This is a genomic window from uncultured Pseudoflavonifractor sp., assembly GCF_944387275.1.
Taxonomy (GTDB): domain Bacteria; phylum Bacillota; class Clostridia; order Oscillospirales; family Oscillospiraceae; genus Pseudoflavonifractor; species Pseudoflavonifractor intestinihominis.
On record NZ_CALXEG010000013.1, the window covers coordinates 43,984 to 58,199 of the forward strand.

The 14,216-nt window shown below is 59.6% G+C and carries 21 protein-coding genes and 1 pseudogene; 9 read left to right on the top strand and 13 right to left on the bottom strand.

From position 1 onward, the window contains the following. Positions 1–68 precede the first annotated feature (68 nt). Positions 69–398, top strand: coding sequence for a cupin domain-containing protein (locus Q0K23_RS05010; RefSeq protein ID WP_294518619.1), 330 nt, complete (start codon positions 69–71; stop codon positions 396–398). A 20-nt stretch (positions 399–418) separates the two neighbouring features. Beyond that, complete coding sequence (locus Q0K23_RS05015) at positions 419–769, top strand: cupin domain-containing protein (RefSeq protein WP_294518622.1); 351 nt, start codon at positions 419–421, stop codon at positions 767–769. A gap of 126 nt (positions 770–895) precedes the next feature. Here the strand turns inward: Q0K23_RS05015 and amrS are convergent, their stop codons facing one another. Both amrS and amrA read right to left on the bottom strand, forming a co-directional pair. After that, positions 896–1,720: an AmmeMemoRadiSam system radical SAM enzyme gene (amrS, locus tag Q0K23_RS05020; protein ID WP_294518625.1), complete on the bottom strand. Its 825-nt coding sequence runs from the start codon at positions 1,718–1,720 to the stop codon at positions 896–898. Further along, entirely contained in the window at positions 1,717–3,105 is a 1,389-nt protein-coding gene (amrA, locus tag Q0K23_RS05025; RefSeq protein ID WP_294518628.1) for an AmmeMemoRadiSam system protein A, read from the bottom strand. The genes amrS and amrA overlap by 4 nt, the downstream gene beginning before the upstream one ends. 196 nt (positions 3,106–3,301) lie before the next feature. Here amrA and Q0K23_RS05030 point away from each other — a divergent pair, with 196 nt between their 5' ends. The 3 genes from Q0K23_RS05030 to Q0K23_RS05040 all read left to right on the top strand — a co-directional run bounded on the left by Q0K23_RS05030 (position 3,302) and on the right by Q0K23_RS05040 (position 5,402). Continuing rightward, positions 3,302–4,291, top strand: a complete 990-nt coding sequence (locus Q0K23_RS05030) for an O-acetyl-ADP-ribose deacetylase (protein ID WP_294518630.1) — start codon at positions 3,302–3,304, stop codon at positions 4,289–4,291. Between the two features lie 22 nt (positions 4,292–4,313). Further along, the gene (locus Q0K23_RS05035) at positions 4,314–4,664 is read left to right on the top strand and encodes a DUF2200 domain-containing protein (protein WP_294518633.1); all 351 of its coding nucleotides are present in this window, start codon (positions 4,314–4,316) and stop codon (positions 4,662–4,664) included. 87 nt (positions 4,665–4,751) lie between these two features. Then, complete coding sequence (locus Q0K23_RS05040; protein ID WP_294518636.1) at positions 4,752–5,402, top strand: vWA domain-containing protein; 651 nt, start codon at positions 4,752–4,754, stop codon at positions 5,400–5,402. Positions 5,403–5,466: 64 nt separating this feature from the next. Here the strand turns inward: Q0K23_RS05040 and Q0K23_RS05045 are convergent, their stop codons facing one another. The 10 genes and pseudogenes from Q0K23_RS05045 to Q0K23_RS05085 form a co-directional block, all read right to left on the bottom strand. Further along, positions 5,467–5,970 carry a DUF6933 domain-containing protein gene (locus Q0K23_RS05045; RefSeq protein WP_294518639.1) on the bottom strand — a complete coding sequence of 168 codons (504 nt, stop codon included), beginning with the start codon at positions 5,968–5,970 and terminating at the stop codon, positions 5,467–5,469. Continuing rightward, positions 5,970–6,428, bottom strand: coding sequence for a metallophosphoesterase family protein (locus Q0K23_RS05050; RefSeq protein ID WP_294518641.1), 459 nt, complete (start codon positions 6,426–6,428; stop codon positions 5,970–5,972). The genes Q0K23_RS05045 and Q0K23_RS05050 overlap by 1 nt, the downstream gene beginning before the upstream one ends. Then, a complete protein-coding gene (locus Q0K23_RS05055) occupies positions 6,425–7,141 on the bottom strand; it encodes an SDR family oxidoreductase (protein ID WP_294518644.1) in 717 nt (238 codons plus the stop codon). The genes Q0K23_RS05050 and Q0K23_RS05055 overlap by 4 nt, the downstream gene beginning before the upstream one ends. Before the next feature lie 12 nt (positions 7,142–7,153). After that, entirely contained in the window at positions 7,154–7,468 is a 315-nt protein-coding gene (locus Q0K23_RS05060) for a TIGR04076 family protein (RefSeq protein ID WP_294518647.1), read from the bottom strand. After that, positions 7,465–7,875 carry a peptide deformylase gene (locus tag Q0K23_RS05065; protein WP_294518650.1) on the bottom strand — a complete coding sequence of 137 codons (411 nt, stop codon included), beginning with the start codon at positions 7,873–7,875 and terminating at the stop codon, positions 7,465–7,467. The genes Q0K23_RS05060 and Q0K23_RS05065 overlap by 4 nt, the downstream gene beginning before the upstream one ends. A gap of 1 nt (position 7,876) precedes the next feature. Next, positions 7,877–8,491, bottom strand: a complete 615-nt coding sequence (locus Q0K23_RS05070; protein ID WP_294518678.1) for a DUF1349 domain-containing protein — start codon at positions 8,489–8,491, stop codon at positions 7,877–7,879. Positions 8,492–8,558: 67 nt separating this feature from the next. Further along, positions 8,559–9,290 carry a hypothetical protein gene (locus tag Q0K23_RS05075; protein ID WP_294518653.1) on the bottom strand — a complete coding sequence of 244 codons (732 nt, stop codon included), beginning with the start codon at positions 9,288–9,290 and terminating at the stop codon, positions 8,559–8,561. 268 nt (positions 9,291–9,558) lie between these two features. Continuing rightward, positions 9,559–10,071 (bottom strand): hypothetical protein, encoded by a 513-nt coding sequence (locus Q0K23_RS05080; protein ID WP_294518681.1) that lies wholly within the window; start codon positions 10,069–10,071, stop codon positions 9,559–9,561. A 215-nt stretch (positions 10,072–10,286) separates the two neighbouring features. Continuing rightward, positions 10,287–10,571 (bottom strand): annotated as a pseudogene (locus Q0K23_RS12705) (hypothetical protein); the annotation flags it as partial. A gap of 159 nt (positions 10,572–10,730) precedes the next feature. Beyond that, on the bottom strand, positions 10,731–11,405 hold the full coding sequence (locus tag Q0K23_RS05085; RefSeq protein WP_294518656.1) for an alpha/beta hydrolase: 675 nt from the start codon (positions 11,403–11,405) through the stop codon (positions 10,731–10,733). 337 nt (positions 11,406–11,742) lie between these two features. On the opposite strand from Q0K23_RS05085, the gene Q0K23_RS05090 reads away from it, so the two are divergent. The 4 genes from Q0K23_RS05090 to Q0K23_RS05105 all read left to right on the top strand — a co-directional run bounded on the left by Q0K23_RS05090 (position 11,743) and on the right by Q0K23_RS05105 (position 13,653). Beyond that, complete coding sequence (locus tag Q0K23_RS05090; protein WP_294518659.1) at positions 11,743–12,441, top strand: Type 1 glutamine amidotransferase-like domain-containing protein; 699 nt, start codon at positions 11,743–11,745, stop codon at positions 12,439–12,441. A 285-nt stretch (positions 12,442–12,726) separates the two neighbouring features. Beyond that, positions 12,727–13,077, top strand: coding sequence for a hypothetical protein (locus tag Q0K23_RS05095; RefSeq protein WP_294518663.1), 351 nt, complete (start codon positions 12,727–12,729; stop codon positions 13,075–13,077). Between the two features lie 199 nt (positions 13,078–13,276). Further along, on the top strand, positions 13,277–13,528 hold the full coding sequence (locus Q0K23_RS05100; protein ID WP_294518666.1) for a hypothetical protein: 252 nt from the start codon (positions 13,277–13,279) through the stop codon (positions 13,526–13,528). Next, positions 13,525–13,653 carry a hypothetical protein gene (locus Q0K23_RS05105; RefSeq protein WP_294518669.1) on the top strand — a complete coding sequence of 43 codons (129 nt, stop codon included), beginning with the start codon at positions 13,525–13,527 and terminating at the stop codon, positions 13,651–13,653. Before Q0K23_RS05100 ends, Q0K23_RS05105 begins: the two co-directional genes overlap by 4 nt. Positions 13,654–13,726: 73 nt before the next feature. Here Q0K23_RS05105 and Q0K23_RS05110 read toward each other — a convergent pair. Next, a partial coding sequence (locus tag Q0K23_RS05110) for a flavin reductase family protein (protein WP_294518672.1) occupies positions 13,727–14,216 on the bottom strand: 490 nt, incomplete at its 5' end.

The following is a 14,216-nucleotide window of genomic DNA, read 5'->3' on the forward strand; positions in this document are numbered from 1 at the left end:
TTTGTTGCAGATGCAACGGAATTCCCCTTAAAAATCGGGTATACTGGGTACATAAGGAGGTGAGGCCTGTGGACGCCTTGCGCAATCTGCCCACGCAGCAACCGGAGCAGCTGGCCCAGCTGATCCAGATCCAGCCCGGCCGGGTGGTCAGCATGTCCATGAGCCGGCAGGAGAACTGCCAGATGACCCTGCTGGCCTTTGGCGACGGGGAGAGCGTCAGCGAGGAGCGCTACTTCGGCGACACCCTCTACTATGTGCTGGAGGGCGAGCTGCATCTCGTGCTGGAGGGCGTCAGCCGCCGGCTGTGTGCGGGCGACTGCCTGGCGGTCCCCGCCGGGGAGCCCCACGAGGTGGCCGCGCCCGGCGGCTGCAAGCTGCTGCAGATCACCCTCTCGTAACCCACAAGGAGGAGTTTATCATGGAAGCACTGATCAAAAATGTCCCTCACGCCCAGCCCTTTGACCTGGCGGGACAGGTGAACTATGAGGCGGGCAAGGTGGTCAGCCTGACCCTGGCCCAGCAGCCCGGCGTGGGGGCCACGCTGTTTGCCTTTGACGCGGGGGAGGCCATCAGCACCCACGCCGCCCCTGGCGACGCCATGGCCACCATTCTGGAGGGCACCGCCCAGATCACCATTGACGGCGTTCCCCACACGCTGAGCGGGGGAGAGGCCATCGTGATGCCTGCCGGCATCCCCCATGCGGTCAAGGCGGTCACTGCCTTCAAGATGTATCTTGTGGTGGTCAAGGCCCCGGCTGCTGACCGGTAAGAGGCCGGCCGATTTCGGCATGAAAACAAGAGGGACCCCAGACATAGCCTGGGGTCCCTCTTGTCCTGTCTGAGATCGTTGGCCGTGTTGCCGCCGGTCCCATACCGAAATATGGCCGGAGTGTTTTCAGCAGTTGCCTGTGTAGACATAGCGGAGATGTTTCCGCGCCGCCTGGGCCAGACGGTAGACCGTCTCCACCGGTGTGGGCCCGCGGTCGGTCATACGGTGGCGGGGGAAAAAGCGGGAGACGTGGAGGGGAATGTCCGGGCCGACGGACGCAAGCCAGCCGGACAGGTCCTCCATCTCCTCCACGCTGTCGTTTTCACCCGGTACGATCAGGGTGGTGACCTCCACATGGCAGCGGCCGGCGGCCAGGGCGATGGAGCCCTTGACCGTCTCCAAATCGCCGCCCAGAGTGCGGTACCAGCCCTCGGTGAAGCCCTTCAGGTCGATATTGACCGCGTCGATGAGGGGCAGCAGGGCCCGCCAGGGATCCGCCGCAATGGTGCCGTTGGTCACCAGTATGTTGTACAGCCCGGCCTCATGCACCAGCGCGGCGCAGTCCCGCACATACTCATACCCCACCAGCGGCTCGTTGTAGGTGTAAGCCACGCCGATGCTGCCGCAGTCCCGCAGGCGGACGGCCTCCTGCGCCAGGACCTCCGGGGGACAATCCCGGGCGGGAAACTCCGCCCCTGCGGCGGCGATCTCCGCGTTCTGGCAGAACGGGCAGCGCAGATTGCAGCCGAAGCTGCCCACCGACAGCACCAGGCTGCCGGGATGGAACCGGCGCAGCGGCTTTTTCTCGATGGGGTCCAGGGCCACGGATGTGAGCCGTCCATAGTTCAGCGGGACGATCCGGCCGCCCCGGTTGGCCCGGGCGCGGCAGGCCCCGGTTTGCCCCTCGTCCAATATGCAGCGGTGAAAGCAGAGCTGACACTGTGCGCTCATAAGTGCCTCACCACCTTGAACCGCTGGATCTGATAGGGCTCTCCGGCGTGGATGCCGCCCTTTTGGCGGGCGATGTCCAGCTGCTCCTCCACGGTGTCCACGCCGTCCAGGTCGGGCAGCAGCAGCCCCCGCCGCTGCCCGCAGCTGACGATGACGCCGTACTGCCTGGGGTCCAGCTGGTCGGGGGAGTCCACCGCCTCGGGCCGGCCCAGCACGTCCACGCTGTACTCCAGCGCGTCCAGCTCGTCGGCCCCCACAGGGGGAAAGCGGGGGTCCCGGGAGCAGGCGGACACGGCGTTGCAGACGATCTCCCAGGCCACATTCTCCTGGGTGGGGGCGATGGTGCCGATGCAGCCCCGCAGCCGTCCGTTGATGTGCAGGGACACGAAAGCCCCTGCCGCCTGTCCGGTCAGCGCCTGGGGCAGGCCGTCGGGCAGACGGTCCAGACGCTTCCCGGTGCGCACATAGGTCTCCAGGGACAGCCGCGCCAGCTGCACCCAGGGGTCCTCGTTTGCCCGGCGCTGGTGGAGACGGTCCCGCTGGGCCTGTTCACAGGCTGCGGCGAACCGGCGGCTCTCGTCCCGGCCCGTGACCGGGAACAGGGCCACCGCGTAGCCCACGCCGAAGGTGCCCTCGTGGCTCAGAAGCCGGGGGGCCACGGCCAGGCCGTCCAGAGCGCCCGCCATCATCTGGAAGGACCGCAGGCCGCACTCGCCGGCCCGCTCACAGAGGGACGGGTCCATGGTGAGAAACCGCAGGAAATCTCCGGACGCCATGGCCTGGGTGACCGCGTCGTCGAAGACCGGTCCCTCCGGCGCAAAGCCATAGGGGCCGTCGGACTTCAGCTTGTGGGACAGGTCGCCGCTGGCCACAAACACGGCCCGGCGGCCCACCGCCTCCACCGCCTCCGCCACGCACTGGCCCAGCCGGTAGTGGGCCAGGGGGGAGAAGCCCGACAAGCCCAGGCGCACGATGGGGCAGCTGACGCCGGCCTTGCGCAGAAAATAGAGAGGGATCAGGACGCCGTGGTCCAGGGACGGGTCCCGCTGCCCCAGGGTACCGGCCTCCAGCCCTGCGGCCTGGGCCCGGCTCACGATCTCGTTCCGCAGCGGGATGTCGTACCGTACTTCCACGCGCACCTGGGGTGCGCCGAAGGCGGACATATCCCCCGCCGCGCCGCTGCCGGGGGATATGTGAAAATAGTCCCCGTACAAAATGGTGTGGGGTGAAGCGACGATGAGAACGTCCAGTTTCCACCGGGCCACCTCCTCCGCTGCGGCGGCCATGGCCCGGCCGGTGGCGCCGATCTCCTGCTCCCGGCCTCTGCCCACTTCGGGCAGCAGCACAGGCGGGTGAGGGGTCAGAATTGCACCAAGCATCGGCATATCAGAGCGCTCCTTTCTGATTTGCGCAGGGGGACAGCGGCCTGCTGTATTTATTGTAGCGCATCCGCCGGATTCTTACAAGCGTCCGCACGCCCGGGGAGGCGGATGCTGTAGATGTGTATCTCTATGGGGCCCTCTGGTTGCCAGACAGGGCGGTTCATGGTATGATGAGGCTATCAAGCGAGGAGGTGTCTCCATGCCCCTTCACATTGTGAGAAACGATATCACCACCATGAAGGTGGACGCCATCGTCAACGCCGCCAAGGAGAGCCTGCTGGGCGGCGGCGGTGTGGACGGCGCCATCCACCGGGCCGCCGGGCCGGATTTGCTCAAGGAGTGCCGCACCCTGGGCGGCTGCAAGACAGGACAGGCAAAGATCACGAAAGGCTACCGCCTGCCTGCGAAATATGTGATCCACACCGTGGGCCCCGTCTGGCGGGGCGGGAGCCACGGCGAGCGGGAGCTGCTTATCTCCGCCTACCGCTCCTCGCTGGAGGTGGGGCTGGCCCATGACTGTCAGACCGTGGCTTTTCCCCTTATCTCCTCCGGGGTGTACGGCTATCCCAAGGACCAGGCCCTGAAGGTGGCGGTGGACACCATCGGGGACTTCCTGCTCGCCCACGACATGACGGTCTACCTGGTGATCTTCGACCGGGACGCCTATACCATCGGCGGGAAGCTCTATTCCGATATTGAGGCCTATATTGACGACCGCTATGTGGATGCGCACACAGACGACCGGGCGGAGCAGCGCCGCCGGGCCGTGACGTTCCAGGCCGCGGCATCGGCGCCCGAGGAGGAAACGCTGTGGGAGCCCGCAAGTCTGGACGAGGCCCTGAGCCGGCTGGACGAGAGCTTTTCCCAGATGCTGCTGCGGAAGATCAGCGAGCGGGGCATCACCGACGCCCAGTGCTATAAGAAGGCCAACATCGACCGCAAGCTCTTCTCCAAGATCCGCTCCGACATCCACTACAAGCCCTCCAAGCCCACTGCCATGGCCTTTGCCGTGGCGCTGGAGCTGCCGCTGGAGGAGGCCCGGGAGATGCTCCAAAAGGCGGGCTTCTCCTTCTCCCACGCCAGCAAGTTCGACATCATCGTGGAGTATTTTATTGCCCATCACAACTACAATATCTTTGAGATCAACGAGGCGCTGTTTGCCTTTGACCAGAGCCTGCTGGGCGGCTGAGCCAGGGAGAGGAGGATGCCCCATGCCGCGCACCGATGTGACGCAGATGCCCTTTGCCAAGATCTATCCGCTGCTGGTGAAGAAGGCGGAGAAAAAGGGACGTACCAGGGAAGAGGTGGACCGGGTGGCAACCTGGCTCACCGGATACACGCCCCAGGACATCGCCCGGCTGGAGCAGTCCGATGTCAGCTACGGCGGCTTCTTCCGGGATGCCCCCGCCATGAATCCCTGCCGCACCCTGATTACCGGCAAGATCTGCGGCGTGCGGGTGGAAGCGATTGAGGACCCGCTGATGCGGGATATCCGGTATCTGGACAAGTTGGTGGACGAGCTGGCCAAGGGAAAGACCATGGAACAGATCCTGAGAAGATAATTGTCGCCTGCCGGGCGACCAAACCGAAACGAAATCCCCCTATACTGTGCTTGTAGACCGGACAACACAGAATAGGGGGATCTATTTATGAAAAAGAATCTGACTGAACTGGTATTCATCCTGGACCGCAGCGGCTCCATGCAGGGGCTGGAGGGCGACACCATCGGCGGCTTCAACTCCATGCTGGACAGGCAGAAGCGGGAGCCCGGCGAGGCGTATGTCTCCACCGTCCTTTTCGACGACCGGGCCGAGGTGCTCCATGACCGGGTGAAGGTGGGCCAGGTCAGGCCCATGACCGAAAAGGAGTATTATGTCCGGGGCTGTACCGCACTGCTGGACGCCGTGGGCGGGGCCATCCACCACATCGGAAACATCCACAAGTACGCCCGGAGCGAGGACGTGCCGGAGCACACCCTCTTCGTCATCACCACCGACGGCATGGAGAACGCCAGCCGCCGCTATTCGGCCCAGCAGGTCAGGGAGATGATCCGGCGGCAGAGGGAGAAGTACGGCTGGGAGTTCCTCTTTCTGGGGGCCAATATCGACGCGGTGGAGACGGCGGGCCGTATGGGCATCGCCCCCGACCGGGCGGTGAATTATCACTGCGACAGCGCGGGCACCCGCCTCAACTACGAGGTGGTGGGGGAGGCCGTGGCCGCCGTCCGGTGCAGCGCGCCCCTGGACGAGCACTGGAAGGACGCTATCGAGGAGGACTTCCGGAACCGGAAAAAGCAATGACATAGGGCCCGCCCGGAGCATCTGAGGATAGGGCGGCTCCGGGCGGTTTTCACATCCATATTTCTTACCCATCCAGCACCGCAGCTATCCGCGCCAACCCCGTCCCCAGGCCTTCAGAGCCCACGCACCGGCTGGGGCGGGTGTTGACCGCGTGGTCCAGCAGGGGCTGGGCCTGGCTGGCGGCGTCCAGGCACAGGTCCAGGGCCAGCACATCCTCCCAGGCCCGGTTGAGGAAGGCGACCTCCCGGCGGCCGTGGGTGCGGGTGACGGCAGCGGAGCCCGCCTGCTGCAGGTATTGCTCTGCCTGCTCCTGCGCGAATCCGGCGGCGGCGAGGCTATCGGCCAGACCTGTCCGGAACAGACCGGGAATGTCCGCCCACAAGAGGGGCGGTACATCATAGCGCACAAAGGCGTACCGGCTGTGGCAGTGGACGGCCAGCAGACACTTGCGGCCCCGCAGGTCGATCACATGGAGATCCCAGCAAAAGCGCCGGTCGGGCTCTGAGCCCCAGGCCGGCGTTTTCATGCGCAGAAAGCGCTGGAGAGGGAAGGTCAGGCCCAGCTCCATCACGTCACCTCGTGGGGGATGGTGATCTTCTCCACCTGAATGTTTCCGTTCTCCGCCTCTGCCATCATCATGGTGATCTCCTGGTGGAAACGGCGGGGGCCGCAGGAGCCGGGATTGAGCCAGAGAAGGCCGTCTTTCTCCTCCTGCACATATTTGTGGGAGTGGCCGAACACCACTGCATCCACCCCGGAGAGGTCCGGCGGGACCTCTTTTTTGTTGTGGACCATGTAAAAGGTCACGCCGCCCAGGGTGACGGTGAGGTGGTGGGGGATGGCCTCCGCCCACTCCTTGTCGTTGTTGCCCCGGACGATGTAGAGCGGGGCAAACTGCCCCAGCATATCCACGATGCTCTGCCTGTTGATGTCTCCGCCGTGCAGGATGGCGTCGGCGGTTTTCAGAAGCTCCGCCACCTCCGGCCGCAGCAGGCCGTGGGTGTCGGAGAGAATGGCGATCTTCATCCGTCTCCACCCTCCCCCAGGGTCCAGCCGAAGTCGTTGTGGTAGATCATCAGGCGGGTCATGCCGCCGTCGATGCAGATATTCTCCCCGGTAATAAAGCCCGCCTTGTCCGAGCAGAGGTAGAGGGCCATATTGGCGATGTCCAGGGGGTTGCCCACCCGTCCGGCGGGCTGCTGGACCGCGTCCGGGCCCTTGTAGACGGTGTAGTTGGTGTCGATCCAGCCGGGGGAGATGGAGTTCACCCGCACCTTGCCCGCCAGGCTCACCGCCAGGGCGTGGGTCAGGGCGGAGATGCCCCCTTTGGCCGCCGTGTAGCTCTCCGTCTGGGGCTGGCTCATCCGGTCCCGGGAGGAGGAGATGTTCACGATGGCCGCCCCGGGGGCAAAGTGGGGCGCAAACAGCTTGGTGAGGTAAAAAGGCGCGGTGACGCCCACCCGCAGGGCGTAGTTGAACTCCTCATAGGTGCATTCGCCGATGCCCTTCATGAGCGGCAGGGCGTTGTTGACCAGATAGTCCACATGGCCGTAGTCGGCGATGACCTTGTGCGCGAAATCCTCCAGGACTGCCTGGTCGGCCAGATCGCCCACGTAGTAATCGTTGGGCAGCAGGTCGATGACGCACACCGCGGCCCCCGCCTTGCGGAATTCGTCGGCGATGGCCTTGCCGATGCCCTTGGCGCCGCCGGTGACCACGGCGATTTTGTTTTCAAACACGGTCCTTCCTCCTCAGTCTGCATCCTCATCCAGCGTCTCCACCAGAAAGCTCACCGGACGGAAACCGTCGTTGCAGGAGAGCATGGCGGATTTGGGATTCTTCATCCACCCGTCGTAGAAGTTTTCTCCCCCGTGGCTCAGGGCCAGCACAAAGGGGGAGAGGGTGTCCCAGGCGCTCTGGCAGAAGCCCTCCGGCCTCTCCCAGCCGTTGGCGATGAACACCTGTCCCAGCTCCATGTCGCAGGCATGGGAGATGGGGTTCTCATACCGGACCATCAGGTCCTCGTACCGGGTGATGCGCATGACGGTGATCCTGCATTTTTTCATATGATGATGCCCTCGCAGTGGTCGATCTCGTGCTGGATGATCTGGGCGGTCCAGCCGGTAAAGGTCTTCGTCCGCTCCTGAAACTTCTCGTTCTGCCAGCGCACCTTGATGGACTTCCACCGCCTGGCCGGGCGGAGGCCGGTGAGGGAGAGGCAGCCCTCTTCCGCGTCATAGGGTTCGGACCTTTTGATGATCTCCGGGTTGAACATGACCATGTAGGAGCCCTCGTTGTCAAAGGCGATGATGCGCTTGTTGACGCCGATCATGTTGGCGGCCATGCCCACGCAGCCGTCCTTGTGGTGCTCCAGGGTCTCCAGCAGGTCGGCGGCAGTCTGAATATCGTCCAGTGTGGCCGGCTCCGCCTTTTGAGCCAGAAAGGTCTCGTCTTTGCAGATGTCCCGAATCATATCAGGCCTCCTGATCCGGCTGCTGCCCGTCGTGGGCCTGCCACTGGCATTCCATCAGGCGCATCTGGGAGAACACCGCCGTAAAGGAGGAGTCCTCAGGAGAGCAGGTGTAGAGGCCGAAACGGATGATGCCGCCGCCCTTGTGCATGTGGCAGATGCGCATCTGGCTGAAGTTGACCCCGTCCCGGGAGCATTCGATCCGGTAGTCGTCCTCCCGCCGGCTGAGGCGGTACCACATGGTGCGGATGCTGCCGTCAATGGCGGTGGTGGCCCAGTCGGAATACCCCCCGTTGGTGACCACGCTGCCGAGATGCTGGAACGCGCCGTTTTCATATTCCACCGAGGCCTTGAGCCAGTTTTCGCTGTCCAGGTAGAGGACGATCCCGCACTGGTCAAAGCGGTGCTTGCTGTCGGTGAAGTCGGTCTTGACCACAAAGCTGAAGTATGGTTCCGCGGTCTCCATCTGCAGGACCGGGGCATTGTCGTTGCGGAAGTGATAATAGGTGCGCTGCCACAGATCGGTGTGGGGCAGCGTGGTGATCTCGATCCAGTCCGGAGAGATGCGGCAGTGCTCCGGCGCTCTGGTCCAGGCCAGCTTGTTCACGTCAAAATTCATCATTCCAATTCCTCCATGGTTCATAATTCCGCTGCGGGCGCTTTACCGGGAAAACAGGGCGCCGCAGTCATCTGCCCCACCCCAGCACGACCTGAAGCGTGGCCTCCGTGGCCGAGGGGAAGTTCTTTTGCACCTGCCGATAGATCAGCTCTTTGGACTGGGCGGGGTCCAGCCTGTAGGCGGAGGAGATGTGCTCACAGCCCCAAAGCGCCTCCGGGGTGCTGTAGACCGAGATGGGCCATCCGTAGGGCTGGCCCTTTTTGTTGAGGCGCTGCCGGAAGTCCCGGATCAGCAGATAGCCGCCCATCTGAAGGTCGGTCACCGTGCCTTCAAAGTTCTTCTCGCCCTCTTTTCCAAACCCGGCCAGGCGCTTGAGATCGAAGGAGTACAGCTCATCCTTGGCGGTGAACTGGTCCATGATCCGCTTCTGGCGCAAGCTGGCCAGTTCCTCGTCCCAGCGGCTGTCGAAGTCGTAGCCGTCCCTCCGCCAGTTGGCGAAGTGGGGGAACCAGGCCCTGGAGATGAACCCGGCCTTTTTGCCGAAGAACTTGCCGTAGGCCACCTGGCCGCTGTGGGCGATGAGCTGCCGCCACTCCCAGGGGTCCTGTTCCGGGTCACCGCTCCACCAGGAGCGGGCGGAGGTGTGCTCCTCGGCAGAGAAACCGTCAATCTCGTTCTTGAAGAGAGGCAGAAATCCGATTTCATCGATCCAGCGGATCAGTTCCTGCCAGCTGCGGATGCGGCAGGGGTCGTCCCAGTCCAGACCCCGCATGATCCATGCTCCGTTCTCAATGGCCACGGCAGACATCTCCTCTTCCAGCTTGTTACAGGCATTATAACACAGCGGTGGAGGAAATGCCACGCCGGCCTGTGGGCATGGACCCAGTGGAGCCGGGAACATGGTTGTTCCCGGCTCCACTGCCGATCTGATATCATTGATATGGGGAGCCGGCGGGACCGATGTTTTCCAGAATATCTTCCATCCCCTTGTAGGCCATGGGGCGCTCGTCCAGGGTGGCCTTGCTCACCGAGGATGTGATCTGTGACATGGCAGTTTCTCCTGAATGTTATTCTTTTTCCATCAGCCCTTCGGCCTGCATCCGGATCACATAGAAGGTCCGCACCCAGTCCAGTTCCCGCTCCATGGATTCCTCCAAAGCCAGCAGACGGCGCTTTCCCAGCCTGCGGTCCAGGAGAGCGAAGATACGGACAAGGGGATTTTCACTGACAAGGCTTTTCTCAAGGCTCTGGTTGTCAAATATCCCAAACGCCTCATAGAAAAAACCGTTGTCAAAACAGCCGTCGTTCAGTGTCCCCTCATGAGCCAGGCGGAAGGGTGTCTTTGAGTCATTTTCTCCAGCGCCCTCTCGCTGCAGGGCCTGATATCTGTTCCAGTAATTTTGCTCATAGGCATAGTAGTTGCTCCGCAGAACTTCCACACCGTCCAGTCGGATAGCCGCTCGACCGATTTGGTCATGACTTTCCCGATAGCTGGCGGCAAAGTATTGGATATGTCCCCGGAGTGCGGGGCACAGGTAATCCTGCTCCAGTTTGTTCCTGATTCCGCTCCAAGTCGACACGCTTGCCATATCACCACTCCCTTTGATGCCATGATATCTCAGTCCGCAACCGCTCCACCGATACTCGAACTTCTTTCCGCTGGCCATCCTCTACATCGCAGCCCCATAGGATCAGACCGCCACTTGTCCAGCGTTTCCTGCACCACTTCGGTGTCGGTTTTGCCTTCCGGCAGGGCAGTGATCAGTGCGTCCCGAACATCATCCGGTGCACGTTAGTAGAGCTCACATGGGTAGAATACCCTTGCGGCCAGCGCTGCCCGCTGGATCTCCGGGGTGATGGCGGCCCGGTAGCCCAGCAGATGCCAGAAGTCGGTGAGCTCCGGGTCCTCCATATTACCCAGCCGCTGAATATTCTGAATCAGTCTTCTCTGCTTTTCAGCAATTTGTTCCGGCGTCCAGGCTTATGCGGCCTTTCAATCCTGCTCAGATTTGCATTTCCAGCATAAACCATCATAGCACAAGGGTGTCCCCCAGCCGGGGCAGGTGTATTTCAGACGCATACGCTTTGACTCCTTTCGCAAGATAGGAAAAACGCCCTTAGAACTTACATCAATGAAATCCCAGAAACCGTTCTCCGCAAGGTATTTTTTCAAGTCAGGCATATCAATTTTTAACACGTCTAAACAAAAATTACCGGCCCGGCGACAGGAGAACTTACCTCACTTGCTCAGGAGCCAACAAAGGCCTGCGGCGGTGCGCGCTACAGCATGGTTGTAGTGATTGCCTGGATTCAGCTGGAACACTGTATCAATACCCTTACCTTGATAGAAAGCATGAATCTCCTCTGTGTTCTGTCGGACACTTTTCAGAACAGGATTGCGGGTTTTGCTCTCCTTGTCTCCAAGGGAGAAGTACATGTGCTCCGGTCGACTCTTCGGCTCATGGGAGAAGATGTACTCCTTCATTCCGGGGAACCAGAGAGAGCCGGACATGCTGCCCACACGGGAAAACAGGTCCGTCTGGTAGATGGAATACAGCGCAAACAGCCCTGCCAGAGAGTACCCGGCGATCCCTCGCCAACGAGGGACTCCGGTAATCTCTTTCTCTGCTGCTGGAATAATTTCTTCGGCCAGAAGCCACAGATAGTCGTCCGCGCCGCCGGTGCAGGGCTGGGCATTTTTGAAGGCAGGCGGACTGTCCCAGGGCACCATGTCGTGGTTCCAGTCCAGATCACTGATCGCCACCAATGTGAACGGTGGGCAGCCGGCAGCCTGTGCGGACTCATATACCTTCTGGCCCTCGTCAGAGAAGGTGTTGAGATAGATAATAGGCACAGTTGCTTCAAGACTTGGAAAAATGGATATCGTTTTGCCCTTAGTTGAGAAGGTATACATAGCTTGAATCATCCGCTTTCTATTTTGACAGGGGGCTACACAAAGAATAGTCCTGCTTATTGGACAAATATGACGTTAAACTGATTCACCAATGACGGGAAGAGAGTCGTCGTCAGAGCTAGACAGCTTTGTTGATATTTTCCAACAAGTCCTTGTTGGATTTCGGAATTCCAGTTATACTAATTACAATATACATCCGCAAAAAGAATATAGGAAGAGTGAAATACATGATGCCTGTTTCACGGACGAGAACGGGGATTATATTGAAAATACGGAATTTGCACATATAGAGGATAAGTGAGTCCAAATATCAAGACAACAGGGAGAAAAACGGAAAATGGGAAGAATTGTTGCAATATCGGGCGGTGATTTGAGTTCAACAAGACCGCTGAATCTTCATGCAATCAAATTATCGGGTAAAACCAATCCGAATGTTTTGTTTGTAGGAACTGCAAGCAGAGATGCCGATGGATATATCGCTTCAATCGAAAAGGAATATAAAAATCTCGGTTGTCAAGTAAAAAGCCTTTGTTTGGTAACGAAATCGTATAGGAATGAGGATATTGATAATCTATTGTCGTGGGCTGATATTGTTTATGTTGGCGGCGGCGATGCCGTTTCTATGATGCTTGTTTGGAAACAGCATGGATTAGATGAAAAACTGAAAGAAATATATAGAAAAGATGCCGCTGTGCTGACTGGTCTAAGTGCCGGTGCGATTTGTTGGTTTAATTGCGGTCATAGCGATAGCGATTCTTTCCACGGCAATGAGGATTGTCATTATTGTTGGGCAGATGGAATGTTAAACTTTTTTGATTACGCTTTTTGTCCTCATTACAACGAGGCTGGGCGTGAGTCATTCGATAGTATGCTGAAAGAAAAGAAGCTGACCGGTTTGGCTATGGAGAACGATACTGCATTTGTTGAAAACAATGGTAATCAGTATTTTATAAAAAGTAATTCTTCCGCAAAGGCATTTGAAATTCGATATAAAAATGGATTGATGGAGAAGAAACCAATCGAGTTTTTGATATGATAAGGGCTAAATAATTATGATAATGAACGCTTGGATCACGGTGAACGAGATTGATTAGTATGCGTTTTGTCCGGCAGATGTGGAGATCTTGAGGAGGATAAAAGATGCTTACTAAAGCCTGTCACAAGGTGGTGCGTGACCGCATTCCGGAGGTCATGTAAGCTGTCGTGAAAGCCTGCGGCTGGATGCTGGAAGAACTGGAGCAGCTGCGGGCGGACAAGGACGCCAAACGGGGATGGATTTGAGAAAAAGACCCTTTTGAGAGAAGTAAAGGAGGATTGCTGAATGGATATTGCAAGAGCAAAAGAACTATTATCTGCTTTGGCTGACGGCATCGACCCCTTCACTGGAGAACTTTTACCGCGAAATCATGTATGCAATCAGCCTGAAATGATACGGGCTTTTCATGAAATTTTGAATGTGATCCCTTCAGCATCCCGAAAGAAAAGCCTGCCTCGCAACGCAGGAAAACCTTGGACAGATATTGAGGAAGAAAAATTACTGGACGAATTTGATTCGGGAATGACGACTTCTGCGATTGCCAAGGAACACGGCAGAAGCAGAGGAGCCATTGAGTCCAGATTAGCGGATCTCGGGAAAATCACAGATACATACTTTAACAGAAAACAGAGGTGACCTCCATGCCCACCTGCCGCTCCGCCTCCGGCAGCAGTGCCGAAGATCTGTTCATCGAACTGTTTTCCGGCACCTTCGGCGGTGAGAAAGCCGGCTATCGCTACTCCCAGTACCCCTTCACGCCACCGGCAAGACGGTGACCGCTGCTATGGATGCCAAGTGATTTGGCAAACGGACGCTGTTCCTGGCCCGGCCCACCATGTCCAAGGTGCGCTATACCCAGCAGCTGGGCCGCGGCGTGCGGCTGTTCCCCGGCAAGGAGAGCCTGATGGTGTTTGAACTTGTAGACAGCGCCGGCCACCGCTATTCAGCCCGAAAGGTAAAGAAGATGATCCGGCGCCAGAAGGACAAGTACGGCTGGGAGTTTCTCTTTCTGGGAGCCAATATCGACGCGGTGGAGATGGCGGGCCACCCGGGGATCGTGCCCTACCGGGCGGCGAACTACCTGTGACAGCCAGGGCACCCGCCTCAACTACGAGGTGGTGGGCCGTCCGGTGCAGCGCGCCCCTGGATGAGCACTGGAAGGACGCCATCGAGGAGAACTTCCGCAAGCGGCAGAAGAAGGACCGGCAATAATCTGCTGTCAAAACAAATGAGGGGCGGAGGTTACACCTCCGTCCCTCATTCACGTCTGGAATAAATCAGGCAATTATTTCAGCTTGGCGCCGTCGTGGAAGGCGTTGCCTACCTTCTCGCCCAGAACCCGGTATGCGTTGTGGATGGGGTCAAAGGTGATGGGGCGCAGCTTGTCCGGGTCGATCTTTCCGGCTTCATCCAGAACGGACTCGTCGGCGCTCACATTGACAATCTCGCCCACCAGACGGCAGCTCTCCGGGTCATAGCTCACCAGACGGCACTCCACCGCCATGGGAAGCTCATCAATGAGGGGGGCGTCCACAAATTCCGACTTGGTGGTGTGCCAGCCGGCCTTTGCCACCTTGTCCGCCACTTGGTTGCCGGACTCGATGCCCACATAGTCGCAGGCCACCGCCTGCTCTGCCGTGGCCATGCTCACGGTAAATGCCTTGCGGACCAGGATGTTGGCGGTGGTTTTATGGCCTTCGCTGATGCACATGCTCAGCTCCTTGTCCTCGCTGATGCCGCCCCAGGCCGCGTTCATGGCGTCGGGGGTGCCGTCT

Coding starts and splice junctions, on each gene's coding strand:
- Q0K23_RS05015 (WP_294518622.1), top strand. CDS start 419: ATGGAAGCACTGATCAAAAATGTCCCTCACGCCCAGCCCTTTGACCTG.
- amrS (WP_294518625.1), bottom strand. CDS start 1,720: ATGAGCGCACAGTGTCAGCTCTGCTTTCACCGCTGCATATTGGACGAG.
- amrA (WP_294518628.1), bottom strand. CDS start 3,105: ATGCCGATGCTTGGTGCAATTCTGACCCCTCACCCGCCTGTGCTGCTG.
- Q0K23_RS05030 (WP_294518630.1), top strand. CDS start 3,302: ATGCCCCTTCACATTGTGAGAAACGATATCACCACCATGAAGGTGGAC.
- Q0K23_RS05035 (WP_294518633.1), top strand. CDS start 4,314: ATGCCGCGCACCGATGTGACGCAGATGCCCTTTGCCAAGATCTATCCG.
- Q0K23_RS05040 (WP_294518636.1), top strand. CDS start 4,752: ATGAAAAAGAATCTGACTGAACTGGTATTCATCCTGGACCGCAGCGGC.
- Q0K23_RS05045 (WP_294518639.1), bottom strand. CDS start 5,970: ATGGAGCTGGGCCTGACCTTCCCTCTCCAGCGCTTTCTGCGCATGAAA.
- Q0K23_RS05050 (WP_294518641.1), bottom strand. CDS start 6,428: ATGAAGATCGCCATTCTCTCCGACACCCACGGCCTGCTGCGGCCGGAG.
- Q0K23_RS05060 (WP_294518647.1), bottom strand. CDS start 7,468: ATGAAAAAATGCAGGATCACCGTCATGCGCATCACCCGGTACGAGGAC.
- Q0K23_RS05065 (WP_294518650.1), bottom strand. CDS start 7,875: ATGATTCGGGACATCTGCAAAGACGAGACCTTTCTGGCTCAAAAGGCG.
- Q0K23_RS05070 (WP_294518678.1), bottom strand. CDS start 8,491: ATGAATTTTGACGTGAACAAGCTGGCCTGGACCAGAGCGCCGGAGCAC.
- Q0K23_RS05085 (WP_294518656.1), bottom strand. CDS start 11,405: ATGTATACCTTCTCAACTAAGGGCAAAACGATATCCATTTTTCCAAGT.
- Q0K23_RS05090 (WP_294518659.1), top strand. CDS start 11,743: ATGGGAAGAATTGTTGCAATATCGGGCGGTGATTTGAGTTCAACAAGA.
- Q0K23_RS05095 (WP_294518663.1), top strand. CDS start 12,727: ATGGATATTGCAAGAGCAAAAGAACTATTATCTGCTTTGGCTGACGGC.
- Q0K23_RS05100 (WP_294518666.1), top strand. CDS start 13,277: ATGTCCAAGGTGCGCTATACCCAGCAGCTGGGCCGCGGCGTGCGGCTG.